This window comes from Allocatelliglobosispora scoriae, from assembly GCF_014204945.1.
GTDB classification, from domain to species: domain Bacteria; phylum Actinomycetota; class Actinomycetes; order Mycobacteriales; family Micromonosporaceae; genus Allocatelliglobosispora; species Allocatelliglobosispora scoriae.
Window position 1 is genome coordinate 1,471,540 of the sequence record NZ_JACHMN010000003.1, and the last position, 13,548, is coordinate 1,485,087.

Here is a 13,548-nt window from a genome sequence, read left to right on the forward strand (position 1 = left end):
TTATGGACGTGGATATTCCGCAAATCGGACAATATCCGATGAGGAAAGCCCCTGAGCAGCAATCATGGCCGGGATCGCCATCGAGCACACCACGAGCCGGAATCGAGCTGACTTCGAGCGCGGAGACGGCGACGGCCGCCGGACCGGGAAGGGTCTGGCGGCCGTCGCTTGCTAGCGGATGGATCAGACGCCGCTGGGGCAGGGGACCTCGGGGTCGAGCGTGAAGTCGAGCGTCCGGACGATGCCGGCCTCCACCTTCGCGTTCACGGCCTCGGGAATCCACCCGTCCTTGGCGACGATCACCTGGTAGGTGCCCTTCGGCAGCCAGTAGGCGTACTTGCCCTGAGCATCGGCCTTCAGCGTGTAGCCGACGCCCGGGGTGCTGATCAGGTTCAGCCGGACGATCGCCTTGACGCCACTGGTGGCACCACTGCAGGACTGGCCGAGCACCGTGCCCGTGATCTTGCCCCACGTGGCCGGCGGCGAGACGTTCATCTCGATGTCGACCGGGGAGACCGGGTAGGGGGTGTCGGCCTTGAGGGCGAGCTGTCCGGTGTAGACACCGGGCTGCGCGACCCCCGCGGCGGCGGTCGCCGTCAGGGTGATGGTGACCGTCTTGGACTTGCCTGCGGCCAGCGTGAACGGCGTCGGCGCGGCCGAGAGCCACGGGATGTCCGTGGGCTCGTCGCACAGGGCCAGATCAGCGAGGAACTCCGACTCCGCGGAGCCGACGAAGGACGACGGCGAGCCGCCGACCTTGTAGGCACCGCAGGCACCCGCACCGCGGTAGAGCGCGAACTGGGCGTTCGGCGCCGCGATCCAGGCGTTCGCCGCCGGGTCGTAGGCGAGGGTCCGGTTGGTGATCGCGGTCGAACCGCCGGTCACACCACCCGCGAGCACCAGCAGGCCGCCGGCTGAGGCGCCCGAGGAGCCCCACAGGTCGATCGGCATGTCGGCGATCGGGGCCCAGGAATCGGCCGCGACGTCGTAGGCGAAACCGTTGGTGTAGTCCGCCGAGCCGGAACCGCCGGCGCAGTAGACCTTGTCACCGATGCCGCCGCAGGACATCCAGGCGACCGTCTGCGGGTAGTCCGCACCGGCGCTGAAGGCACCCGTGGCCGGGTTGAAGATCACCGTGTCGGTGGTGGTGTCGCAGACGTCGTTCGCGCACCCGCCGACCAGGTAGATCTTGCCGTTGACCAGGCCGACACCGGCCGCCGAGGCAGGCGCGGGGTTGACCGCTCCGGCCACGGTGGACCAGGTGCCCGCCGCAGGGTCGAAGACGTCGACCGTGGCGACCGGGTCACCATCGGCGGACCAGCCGCCGAGGACGTAGAGCTTGCCGCCGGTGAAGACGGCTGCGGGCTTGGCCCGACCCGTCGGCATGTCGGCGAGCGCCGCCCAGGTGTTGGTCTCGGAGCTGTAGACGAAGAGCTTCTTCTCCAGACCCGAGCCGGTGCCGCCACCCACGGAGTAGACCTTGCCGTCGAAGGTCGCCGCAGCGTTGTCGAAGACCTCGTCCGGGTAGTCGGCGATCGAGGTCCAGGGACCGACCACGGTGGGTGCCTGGGCCGGCGTACCGGTGGCCGCGACGCCCGTCATGGACTTGCTGACCTTGCCGCCGGGGACCTGGTTCATCACCAGGGCCGCGCCGGGCCGGTTCAGCAGCTCGAAGGTGCCGCCCCGCTCGACCAGCTCGACGTTGGCCGTGGCGCTACCGGTGTTGGTAACGGTGACCGTGGTCTTGCGGACCGAACCGTACGGCTGGAAGGCCTGCACGGTGGTGGGGCTGACCGTCAGCCGGGCCGACTTCAGGGCGAAGTCCGCCCGCTTGACGCTGTCCGCCACGACGGTGACCGACTTCGTCAGAGACGTGTAGGGCGCCTTGGCGGCGGTGAACGGGTGGGCTCCGGTGGCGCTCGAGAAGAGCCAGTAGAAGCCGTCGCCGATCGCTGCGTCGTCCGGCGTGGCGGCCGAGGTGGCCTTCTCCGCCGGGACGTCGCCCGAGGTCACGGTGACCCCGTTGAGGCCGGCGCCGGTGTTGGCGTCGGTGGTGAAGCCCGCGACGAGACCGCCGAGGACGGGCGTGCAGCTGCGGTTGAGGAGCTGCACGTTGTCGATCGCCCACCACCAGGCCCAGGTTCCCTTGTAGCGGAACCGGATCTGCGCGGTGGCCGCTCCGGCCAGCGCGTTGACCGCCAGCTGCTCCAGACGCGGGCCGCGCAGGGCGGTCGTGGTCTGGTGCCAGATGTTGGTCCACGTCGTGCCGTTGGTGGTGACGTCGACGTCCGCGATGCTGTTGCTGAAGGCGCGGTAGTCGAAGTTGAACTTCAGGTACGGCGAGGTCGCCGACGAGAGGTCCAGCACCGGCGTGACGAGCGACGCGTCCTGGGTGTTGCCCGAGCCGGCCTTGTCGCTGTCGAGGATGGCGAAGCCACCCGTGCCGCCGGTCAGGTTGCCCCGCGCGCCCGGGTCGTTGAACGACCAGACGCCGGTGCCGCCGTTGTTGACGTTGGTCCACCCGGCCGGGAGGGCCAGGCTGTCGAACGTCTCGTTCAGGATCGGCGTGCCGAAGCCCACCGAGTAACCGGGCGCGGTGCAGGCCACATCGACCGGCAGCGCGATGTTGACCACCTTGTTGGCGCCGGTGAGCGTCACCGACGTCGTCTTGGTCTGGTAACCCGGCAGCTTCGCCGAGGTCGACAGCTCATAGGTGGTGTTGCCCGGAACGGTGAACGAGTAGTTGCCGGTGATCGGGTCGGTGAAGACCGGCCCGCCGGGGCGACCCGGAACGGTGATGGCCGCGTAGAGCGCCCAGCCGTGTCCGGAACCGTCGGTGACCTTGCCGCTGACGGTCACCGAGGGTGCCGAGAGCAGCGCGAAGTTCTGCGTCACCGAGGAGGCGTCGACGACCGTCACGGTGACGGTCTGCGAGTGGTAGCCGAACTTCGCCGCCGTCACGGGCTGCGGACCGGCGGAGAGCACCAGGGAGTAGGTGCCGTTCGCCGCCGTCGTCGCCGTACGGCTGCCGGACGAGACGGTGGCGCCGGCGATCGGCGTACCCGTCGTCGTGTCGGTGACCGTGCCGGTGACGGTGCCGCTGGGGCCCCGCGGAGCGTTCGTGACCGCCGCGTAGGCGTCGAGACGCCCCTCGCCGAACACGTTGTTGTCAGCGGCGGTGCCACCACAGGTGGTGGCGTCGACATCGATCGCGCTGCTGTCCAGCAGTGCCTTGGTGGCGTTGATGTCACCCTTGAGGCTCGGCGCCGCGGACCAGATCAGCGCCACCGTGCCGGCCACGTGTGGCGAGGCCATCGAGGTGCCGCTGAAGGCCGCGTAGCCGCCGCCGGGGACACTGGAGCGCACGTTGGCGCCCGGGGCGGCGATGTTCGGCTTGAGGCCGTTGTCGATGCCCGACTTGCCGCGGCTGGAGAAGCTGGCGATGTTGTTGTTGATGTCGTAGGCGCCCGCGGCGTAGGACTGCGGGTAGTCACCGGGGGAGCCGGCGGTGTTGCAGCCGGGACCGGAGTTGCCGTTGGAGAACATCGGGAAGATGCCCGCCGCGATCCAGGCGTTGACGGTGGCCTCGTACCACGGGTCGCCGCCGCCGCCGCCCCAGGAGTTGTTGACGATGTCCGGGTGCAGGTCCGGACGGGGGTTGTTGCCGTTGAGGTCGGTCGGTGCGAGCACCCACTGACCCGAGGCGAGCAGCGAGGCGTCGGAGCAGTTGGTGAGCTCGCAACCCTTCGCCGCGATCCACTTGGCGTCGGGGGCGACGCCGATCTGGTTGGCTCCGCCGTCGTTGCCGACCATGGTGCCCATCGTGTGCGTACCGTGATCGTTGTTGTCACACGGGACGGGGCTCGGGCAGATGCCCGCCGGGTCGAACCAGTTGTAGTTGTGGTTGAACGTGCCCCCACCCACGTTGCCACGGTACGAGTTGACGAGCGCGGGGTGATCGAAAGCCACGCCACTGTCGATGTTGGCAACCACGATCCCCTGGCCGCGGTCACCGTACTCGCTCCACACCTGCGGAGCCTTGATGTTGCTGATGCCCCACTCGATCGCGTTGACGGTCGCCTCGGTGGTGCCGAGGGAGGGCTGGATCAGCGGGTAGGACTTGCTGGGCTCGATGCGGGACACGGCCGGGTGGGCCGCGAGCTCCTCGACCAGCGCCTTGGAACCGTTTACCCAGATCGCGTTGACGATCCAGTACGGCTTGAAGGACGCCTTGCGCTCAGTCAGCAACTCGCGCACGGGCAGCTGTGCCCGGTTGGCGGTCGCGGTGAGCTCGGAGTAGACCCGCTGGGCCCGCTGCGCCGCCGGCAGGCTCGCCGCCGGGCTCAGGTTGGCCGTTTCGCGCAGGTAGACGAGGAAGTCGGTGGTGCCACCGGCTTCCAGCGTGGCGAGCAGTGCAGGATTGACCTGCGCCGTCGCCGTCGCCGCTGTCGCTGCGGTTGCCGGCATCAGTCCCAGGGTGAGCAGGACCGACACCGCCACGATCAGCCAAGCTGGTCGTCGCGCCGCCCCGGAGCCGAAGCTCCGTGAGGGTTTTGACATACTTTCCTCCCCTTTGAGGTAGCGGTCTCCGGGATTCCGGAGCCGCTCGCACACATGCAGTCATGCTCTTGTTTCGCAGTGGCGGTCATCAATGGCGTGGGCCGGGCAACTCGCGGGCAGTACGCGGGCGAATCGGTGCCGAATGTCGTCAGTATCCGGTCAATGACTAGATTCCCGGTTGACTTCATCGACATAATCCGATTGGCTGAGTGCTCGGCAGCCAACTGGGGAGGTTGCGTGGAACTTCTGGATAGACCCCTGATCGTCTGTGTCACGTCCGACGTCGCCGTGCGGGAGAAGCTGGTGCGCCAGCTCGACCCGCACGGAGTGGTGCTGATCTGCGCCGACCTCGAAGAGGTCCGCACGATCCTGTTTCCGGTGGCGCCCGCCGAAGCGCCGCTGCACCCCGACGGCGTGCTCACCGTCGGGGACCTCGTCGTGGACCCGGTGGGCTATCGGGTCACCTGGCGGGGCGAGCCCCTGCCGCTCACCCGGCTGGAGCGCCGCCTGCTGGGCTGTCTTGCCGTGCCGCCGCTGGAGGTCTGGACCTATCAGCGGCTCTTCACCGCGGTGTGGGGCGGCGCCTACCTCGGCGACACCTCGATCCTGCACTCGGCCGTGAAACGCCTGCGGGGCAAGCTCCGAGCGGTCGGGCAGGAGATGGAGGTCGAGACGGTCCGCGCCGTGGGCTACCGGCTCACCGTCACTTCTTGAGCGTCGACGACGTGATGGTGGGCTTGCGGGCGCCGAGGAAGAAGATGCCCGGCAGGCCCGCCGTCTCGAACGCGACGCTCCTGTTGCCGCGCAGGACCGACGACTCGATGCTCATCGTGCCGGTGCGGTCGTTGCTGACGAAGAAGACCGCACCGCCGCCCTCGTTGGCCCGGTTGTTCTCCACGATGGTGCCCGCGATGCGCAGCGTGAAGCGGTTGCCGTCGAGGTAGATGGCGCCGCCGCTGCCGCCGCCCGGCCAGCCCGCCGGCGCGGGGTTGGCGCCCTTCCCGATGGCGCTGTTGTGGCTCATGATGCTGTTGAGCACGACCCAGGAGACCCCGATGCTGCTCAGGGCGCCGCCGTTGGAGCAGATCCCGCCCTGCCCGGCCGCGCCGCCGAAGGTCGAGCCGACGATGTAGACCGGCAGATCCTTGGACTGGTCGAGCACCCGGATCGCCGCCCCGCCGAGGTCGGGACCGGTGGAGTCGCACCGGTTGCGTACGAATCGTGAGTTGACCACTTTCAGGCGGCCGCCCCGCACGAAGATCGCGCCGCCGCCCTCGGTCTCGCCCCGCTCGCCGGTCGAGTTGCCCTCGGCGAAGGTGAGGTTCTGCACGGTGAGGACCGGATGGTCCTGATCGTTGCAGTGCGACGTGGTCCAGCCCTGCTGCTCGTCGCAGGTGTTCATGTAGAGGATGCGCCGCTTGCCGCCGCCGCTGAGCGTGACCCGCCCGCCGCCGTCGAGCACGATCGTCCGGCTCGCCGCGTTGCGGACCTTCGCCGTCGCCGCCATGGTGATCACGACGGGTGCGGAGCCGCAGGCGAAGGTGATGATCCCGCCCTTCGCGACGGCGGCGACCACGGCGGCCGAGGTGCAGCTCGCGGGGGTGCCGTCGCCCACGGTCCGGGTCGGCCTGCTCGTGTCCACGGCGCGCCCCTCGGCCGGTACGGCGACGTGGCCGCCCGGGTTGCCCGCCGCGGGCAGCGGCTTCGCCGACGGTGTGGCCGACGGGCTCGGCTCGGGTGCCGCGGTCGAATCGCCGAGCCCCGCGCTCGCGGTCGGCGGCTCGGGGAGCGGCTCGCCCGTCGGCCCCGCCTGTGACGCGGGCGACCCGCAACCTGAGAGGATCAGCGTGCCTACGAGTCCGAGCAGGGTGGCGCTTCGCGTCAATCGCACGGAACCGATGGTAGGGGTATGACTTTGATCTCCGTCCGTTGATTAGGTCCGTTCATCTGCCGCTCGTAGACTTGCGCGTCCGTGCGTTCCCACAACCCACACTGGGAGATTTAGCGAGTTGACCAGCCCGAGCACAGTGGTCCAGGAAACCCCGTACCTGGTCATCGATGTCCGCATAGCGGCCGACCGGTACCGACGCCTCGCCGACTCGTTCGGCGACACCGCCATCTACTACGCCGTGAAGGCGAACCCCGAGCCCAGCGTCATTCGCACGCTGGTCGCGCTCGGCTCCTCCTTCGATGTGGCGAGTCCCGCCGAGATCGAGCTCTGCCTGGCCTCCGGTGCCCAGCCGCAGAACCTCTCCTACGGCAACACGATCAAGAAATCGGCCGACATCGCCTTCGCCTACGCGCGGGGCGTGCGGATGTTCGCCTTCGACAGTGAAGCGGAGCTGACCAAACTCGCCGAGCACGCGCCCGGCGCCCAGGTCTTCTGCCGCCTGCTGGTCGAGACGGTGAACGCCCAGTGGCCGCTGGGAAGCAAGTTCGGCTGTTCGACGGAGATGGCCGTCGAGCTGCTGACGCAGGCACGCGAACTCGGGCTCGACCCCATCGGGGTCTCCTTCCACGTCGGCTCCCAGCAGCTCGATCCGGCCCAGTGGGCCCCGAGCGTCGCCCGGGCCGCCGGGGTCTTCGCCCGGCTTCGCGACCAGGGCATCGAGCTCACCCTGCTCAACGTCGGCGGCGGGTTCCCCGTCGGGTACGCGGAGCCGGTGACGCCGATCGAGGACTTCGCGAAGGCGATCCAGTCCAGTGCCGACGAGCACTTCGGTGCTCGGCTGCCCCGGATCATCGTCGAACCCGGGCGCTATGTGGCGGCCGAGAGCGGCGTGCTGCGTACCCAGGTGGTTCTGGTTTCGCGCAAGTCCCACGACGATGAGAAACGCTGGGTCTACCTCGATGTGGGCCGCTTCGGCGGCCTCGCCGAGACCGAGGGCGAGGCGATCCGCTACCGGATCTCCACCGCCCACGATGACGCGCCCGCCGGTCCGGTGATCCTCGCCGGTCCGACCTGCGACAGCGTCGACATCCTCTACCAGAACACGCCCTACCTGCTGCCACTCGGGCTGCAGCCGGGCGATCTGGTGGAGATCCAGGGGACCGGTGCCTACACCGCGACCTACTCGTCGGCCGCCTTCAACGGCTTCCCGCCACTCGCCACCATCTGCATCGGAGATTCCTGATGACCACAGCCATACCGTCCCTGAAGTTCGAGGGCAGGATCCTCCTGCTCGGCTGCGGCTCGGTGTCGCAGTGCCTGCAGCCGCTGCTGCTGCGCCACCTCGACATGGACTTCACCCGCCTCACCGTGATGGACTTCGAGGACAACGCGAAGTACGTGCCGGACACCCTCGCCTCGGGCGCCCGCTACGTCCGGGAGAAGATCACCCCGGAGAACATCCACGCCGTCCTCGGCGAGCAGCTCGGCGACGGTGACCTGCTCATCAACCTGAGCTGGAACATCGACACCGGCGACATCATCGAGTGGTGCCAGGACAACGGCGTGCTCTACGTCGACACGTCCGTCGAGCTCTGGGACCCGTACGCGGGCCAGGCCGACAGCGACCCGACGACGCGTACGCTCTACCACCGCCACATGAAGCTGCGCGAGCGCGCGGCCACCTGGCGCCCCAACGGCCCGACCGCGGTCGTCGAGCACGGTGCCAACCCGGGCCTCGTGTCGCACTGGACCAAGGTCGCGCTCGCCGACATCGCCACGGCGATGCTGACCGAGCCCGAGCGGCTGCCGCAGCCCCTCGCACCGGAGCGCGCCGCCGCTCTCAACGAGGCGCTGGAGAACCGCGATTACGCGGCCCTCGCCCAGCACACCGGGACCAAGGTCATCCACATCTCGGAGCGGGACACCCAGGTCTCGGACAAGCCCAAGCAGGTCGGCGAGTTCGTCAACACCTGGTCGGTCGAGGGCTTCTTCGAGGAGGGCGTCGCGCCGGCCGAGATGGGCTGGGGCACGCACGAGCCGGAGCTGCCCGCCGGTGCCCACGAGCACCCGACTGGTCCCAAGAACCAGATCTGCCTGGCCCAGACCGGCATCAGCACCTACGTCAAGTCGTGGGTGCCGCTGGGCGGTCCGATCGTCGGCATGGTCGTGCGGCACGGCGAGGCGTTCACGATCAGCGACAAGCTGACCGTGTGGGACGGCGACGAGGCGGTCTACCGCCCGACGGTGCACTACGCCTACCTGCCGACCGACGCCGCGATGAACTCGCTGCACGAGTGCCGGATGCGCGGCTACGAGCTGCAGACCGACCAGCGGATCATGAACGACGAGATCACCGAGGGGCGCGACGAGCTCGGCGTGCTGCTCATGGGCCACGACCTCAACGGCTGGTGGGTCGGCTCGCAGCTCGACATCGCCGAGACCCGCGAGCTGGTCCAGCACCAGAACGCGACGACGCTGCAGGTCGCGGCCTCGGTCCTCGGCGCGGTCTACTGGATCGTCGCCAACCCGACCCAGGGCCTCTGCGTCCCGGACGATCTCGATCACGAGGCGGTCCTGGCCGTGGCGAACCCCTACCTCGGTCCGACCCCGTCGGTGCACACCACCTGGACTCCCGCTGACAACGGCTACGACCCCTTCGCCAACTACAAGTCCGCGGCGAACACGGACGAGCCCTGGGCGTTCGGCAACTTCCTCCTGAAGTAGCGGTCCGCACTCCCTCCCGTTGACGGCCCCGAGCGCTCCGCACTCGGGGCCGTCAACGTAATTCGCGTTGATCAAGGGAAGACTCACCATCCGGGGTGCCCGATATGCGGCGAGTCTTCCCTTGATCAACGCGAATTTTGGGGGTGGGGGATGGGGCGGGGGCGGTAGGTGGCCAGGTAGCTGCCGGCCAGGACCAGGGCGAAGCCGACCGCTATGCCCAGGGTGAACGGCTCGGACAGGAAGACGATGCCGAGGATGATCGCGACCGCGGGGTTGACATAGGTGATCACCGTGGTGCGGACCGGGCCGACCTCGGCGATGAGGGCCGAGAAGACGAGCAGGGCGATCGCGCTGCAGAAGACCGCGAGCATCACCACCGAGGCGATCGCCTTGCCCGACGGCAGCGCGGACGGGGTCTGCGCGATTCCCCACGGTGCGTAGACGACCGCGCTCACCGTGATCGCCACCGCCATCACGCCGAGGCTGGACTGGTCGCCGAGGTAGCGGTCGAGCAGGTACGGCCCCACGGCGTACCCGATCACCACGACACCGATCTGCACCAGCGCCCAGGTGTCGTCGGCGGTGAGATCGAGCCCGACCAGCGCCGCGACACCGGCGAGCCCGATGCCGAGCCCGAGCAGCCGCCGCCAGCCGAGCTTCTCACCGCCGGTGAAGAAGCTCAGCACCGCCGCGACGAGCGGCACGGTCGCGATCAGCAGCCCGGCCAGCGAACTGCTGAGCCGCTGCTCGGCGGAGGCGAGCAGCACCCACGGCACGACCATCTCGGCTGCGGTGAAGGCGAGCAGCGGCTTCCAGACCTTCGTCAGCCCGCGCAGCTCACCGCGGATCGCGGCGAGGGGCAAGAGCAGGATCGAAGCCAGGAGGGTACGCCAGAAGACGAGCGAGACCGGCGTCAGCTCGGTGACGGCGATCTTGATGAGTAGGTACGGCATGCCCCAGATCACGCCCAGGGTCAAGAAGAGAAGCCAGCCTCTGCGCGACACCCGGCAGACGTTACCTGCGCTCCAGGGCGATGGTGATCTCGGCCAGGGCCGCCTCGGCGCGGTCGGCGGCGGTCCGGACCCGGCGGTACTGCCGCTGTGCCAGGACCTGGTCGTGGCCGAGCGCTTCGCGCAGCGCCTCCTGGACCGGCTCGACGTTGATCTGTGTCAGCGCGTTCACCGCGATCTTGGGTTGGACGCGCTGGCGTCGGACGAGCACCCGCAGCCCGTGCCGGGCCCGCATGGTCCAGACGCCCTTCGAGTAGTGCAGGGTGAGGCGGGGACCGGCCGCCGCGCCGCCGACGGCGTAGAGCTGGGGGAGTGCGGTGAGCCCGTCGGCCGTCGGCTTCTTGCTGTGGACGTCGTTGAGCTCGCGCCAGGTGCGGTAACCGGCGACCGGCGCGAGGGTGACGATGAAGTAGAGCGCCGTCCCGGCGAGGATGCCGTTGACGAGGCCGAGCTGCGACACGAGCACGCCGCCGAGGATGCCGCCGAGCGGGATGCCGCCGTAGGCGACGGCGGTGATGATGCCGCCGACCCGGGCCAGCATCTCCTTCGGCACCCGCTGGAAGATCATCGCGCCGATGGTCGGGTTGACCGAGCACATGGCGATGCCGCTGACGAGCGTGACGGCGACGATGACGGTGAGGTTGTCGGTGAGGGCGAGCACCAGGAAGCGCGGCGCGCCGCCGATGAAATAGCCCGCGACGAGCACGGGGTAGCGCGGCAGGACCGGTGCCAGCCAGGCGAAGAGCAGGTTGCCGATGATGATGCCGACGGCGTAGGCGGCGCCGACCGCACCGAGCGCCGTCGCGTCGGGCATGTAGGTGAGCACCCACAGCGGCACGAAGACCACGGCGCTGGCCTGGTTGAAGAGGTTGGTGAAGAAGAACATGCCGGTCGCGGCGCGCAGCAGCCGGTCCTGTTTGAACCCGGCCCAGCCGTTGCGCAGCGCGGTGAAGTAGGGCTCCGGCTTCGGCTTGACGATCTCGTTGCCGTCGGCGTCGAGCTTCGGCGGGATGTTCCTCGGCACGAGCAGGGTGATCATCGCGGAGCTGAGCGCGAAGGTGGCCGCGTCGAACCAGATCGCGCCGACCCCGCCGAAGGCCGCGATCGTGACACCGGCGAGACCGGCGCCGACGAGCATCGCACTCTTGAGGATGCCCTCGCGGGACGCGGCGACCCGGGTGAAGTCGGTCTTCGCGGCCTCCATCTGCGGCAGCAGCAGGTTGTTCTTGGAGCGGTCGGCCTGCGCGCGCAGCATGCCCGCGATCGCGACGAGGGTCAGCATCACGCCGAACGGCGCCCGGGCGAAGATCGCGATCGCACCCATCGCGAAGACGCTCAGCAGGTCGGCGCCGATCGAGGTGAGCCGGGCGCCGATCCGGTCCTGCAGCGGCGCGGCGAGCACCCCGCTGACCACGTAGGCGAGGGTCTCAGCCCCCGTGACCAGGCCGACCTTGACGGGGCTGCCGGTGGTGATCAGGACGAGCCAGGGGATGGCCAGGAAGGTCATCCGGCTGCCGATGGACGCGATCGCCTCGGTGGCGATGAGCCCGATCAAGCCTGTCCGGCCCTGACGCCAGTTTCTGGCCTCGGGGACGGGCGCCGGCAAGGTCGTCACAGTCTGTCCTCCACGGCGGGGATCTAAGCATGTGTCTGTAACAGTAGAATGATCCACCGGCAATACGCAGTAGGTCCAAAGGTTGAGACAGGAGGCCCGTATGGGTCGGCATATCGCGTTCGTCAACGCGCCGCTCACCGGGGAGATCTTCCCGACATTGCCGATAGTCGATGCGCTGGTCCGGCGGGGGCACCGGGTGACCTACGCGACCGTCCCGGCGCGAGCGGCTGCACTCGAGTCGGTGGGTGCGGAGGTCGTCACCTACCGCTCGACGCTACCCGATGATGGCGACCGCGGTCTGTCCCGTCCGGACCGGATGGAGTATGTCCCGATGGTGCGGCGGAATTTCCTCGCCGAGGCGGCGGCGACCCTGCCGCAGCTCGACGAGGCCTACCGCGACGACGTGCCGGACCTGATCGTCTACCGCACCGCGATGCTCGCCGGGCGGATCCTCACCGCCCGCTACGGCGTGCCGAGCGTCGAGTTGTGGCCCTACCTCGCCAACAACGAGCACTGGTCGATCAGCCGGCACCTCGCCGTCGCCGATCCCGAGAGCCCGGCCGGCGTCGCCTTCCGGGCCGACATCGACGAGTTCGTCGCGGCCCAGCTCGACGATCCGAAGGATTTCCACCGCGCCGAGCCGCGCCACCGGCTGATGTTCTATCCGCGCAGCTTTCAGTACCGGGGTGAGACGTTCGGGGACGGGTTCACCTTCGTCGGTCCGTGCGTCGGGCGGCGGCCCTTCCAGGAGTCCTGGCAGCCCGGTGGCGGTGACCGTCCGATCGCGCTGATCTCGCTCGGCACCGTCTACAACCGGCACATCCCCTTTTATCGAGCCGCGATGGACGCCTTCGCGGACTCGTCGTGGCAGGTGCTGCTCGGCATCGGACACCGCACCAGCCCCGCCGAGCTCGGCGACATCCCGGCCAACGTGCACGTCGCGGCCACCGTGCCGCAGTTCGACATCCTCCGGCACGCCAGCGTCTTCGTCACCCACGCCGGGATGGGCAGCGTGATGGAGGCGCTGCTCTGCGGCGTACCCATGGTGACTGTTCCGCAGACCCCGGAGCAGGAGGTCAACGCGGAGCGGGTGGTGGAGCTGGGCGTGGGCGGCCGGCTCGACGCGGACGGGCTGACCGCCGAGGCGCTGCGCGCCGAGGTGGAGCGCGTCGTCGCCGACGACGCGATGGCCCACCGCCTCGGCGAGCTGCGCCGTGAGGTCCAGGCGTGCGGCGGGGCCGGGCTCGCCGCCGACCTCATCGAGTCGGTGTGACCGGCCGCTCGCCAGATCTTGAGTAGTTTCCGTCGTCCTGACAGCGGAAACTACTCAAGATCTACGCTACGAGCATTCGCGGCAGATGTCAGCGCCGTTGCGCTGGCCCGCCAACTGTGTGCGGTGATGGACGAGGAAACATCGCGAGCACCGGAATTCGTTTGCTCGCATCGGCACCACGGGCACCGACAGCTCTTCGTCGGAGAGGTCGGCGCCGGGCAGCTCGAAAGCCTCCGCCGCCTCTGCCTCGTCGACGTCGACGGCTGCGGACTGGCTTGATGCCCGTCGTGCCTTGAGTTCCTCGAGGCTGTCCTCTTCGAGGTCGATGGCTGTGCGGCGCGGTGCGTCGTAGTCGGTTGCGCTGGTCATCGGTCTCACCCTCCCCGGCTGTGGTCTGTGGTGTAACGAACGTCGGCGACATTGGGTGTGTTCCCGTGTCCCTACGATGACGCTTGAGTCTCGCTTGAGGTTCATT

Annotated in this window: 9 protein-coding genes; 4 read left to right on the forward strand and 5 right to left on the reverse strand. The window is 69.0% G+C overall.

All coding sequences use genetic code 11. The features are described from left to right. Positions 1 to 183: 183 nt before the first annotated feature. Positions 184 to 4,467, reverse strand: a complete 4,284-nt coding sequence (locus F4553_RS33120; protein WP_376776355.1) for a S8 family serine peptidase — start codon at positions 4,465 to 4,467, stop codon at positions 184 to 186. 330 nt (positions 4,468 to 4,797) lie between these two features. On the opposite strand from F4553_RS33120, the gene F4553_RS33125 reads away from it, so the two are divergent. Then, positions 4,798 to 5,274, forward strand: a complete 477-nt coding sequence (locus tag F4553_RS33125; protein WP_312875477.1) for a winged helix-turn-helix domain-containing protein — start codon at positions 4,798 to 4,800, stop codon at positions 5,272 to 5,274. Here the strand turns inward: F4553_RS33125 and F4553_RS33130 are convergent. Beyond that, a complete protein-coding gene (locus F4553_RS33130) occupies positions 5,264 to 6,451 on the reverse strand; it encodes a hypothetical protein (protein ID WP_184844218.1) in 1,188 nt (395 codons plus the stop codon). The genes F4553_RS33125 and F4553_RS33130 overlap by 11 nt on opposite strands. A 118-nt stretch (positions 6,452 to 6,569) precedes the next feature. Here F4553_RS33130 and F4553_RS33135 point away from each other — a divergent pair, with 118 nt between their 5' ends. Then, complete coding sequence (locus F4553_RS33135) at positions 6,570 to 7,694, forward strand: type III PLP-dependent enzyme (protein ID WP_184844221.1); 1,125 nt, start codon at positions 6,570 to 6,572, stop codon at positions 7,692 to 7,694. Continuing rightward, positions 7,694 to 9,175, forward strand: a complete 1,482-nt coding sequence (locus tag F4553_RS33140) for a saccharopine dehydrogenase NADP-binding domain-containing protein (RefSeq protein WP_184844224.1) — start codon at positions 7,694 to 7,696, stop codon at positions 9,173 to 9,175. Before F4553_RS33135 ends, F4553_RS33140 begins: the two co-directional genes overlap by 1 nt. A 125-nt stretch (positions 9,176 to 9,300) precedes the next feature. Here the strand turns inward: F4553_RS33140 and F4553_RS42635 are convergent, their stop codons facing one another. Beyond that, on the reverse strand, positions 9,301 to 10,179 hold the full coding sequence (locus F4553_RS42635) for a DMT family transporter (RefSeq protein WP_184844227.1): 879 nt from the start codon (positions 10,177 to 10,179) through the stop codon (positions 9,301 to 9,303). 10 nt (positions 10,180 to 10,189) lie between these two features. Further along, positions 10,190 to 11,800, reverse strand: coding sequence for an MFS transporter (locus F4553_RS33150; protein WP_184844230.1), 1,611 nt, complete (start codon positions 11,798 to 11,800; stop codon positions 10,190 to 10,192). Between the two features lie 100 nt (positions 11,801 to 11,900). Here F4553_RS33150 and F4553_RS33155 point away from each other — a divergent pair, with 100 nt between their 5' ends. Then, positions 11,901 to 13,073, forward strand: a complete 1,173-nt coding sequence (locus F4553_RS33155) for a macrolide family glycosyltransferase (RefSeq protein WP_184844233.1) — start codon at positions 11,901 to 11,903, stop codon at positions 13,071 to 13,073. A 66-nt stretch (positions 13,074 to 13,139) separates the two neighbouring features. Here the strand turns inward: F4553_RS33155 and F4553_RS33160 are convergent, their stop codons facing one another. Beyond that, entirely contained in the window at positions 13,140 to 13,442 is a 303-nt protein-coding gene (locus F4553_RS33160; protein ID WP_184844236.1) for a DUF4193 domain-containing protein, read from the reverse strand. Between the last annotated feature and the right edge of the window lie 106 nt (positions 13,443 to 13,548).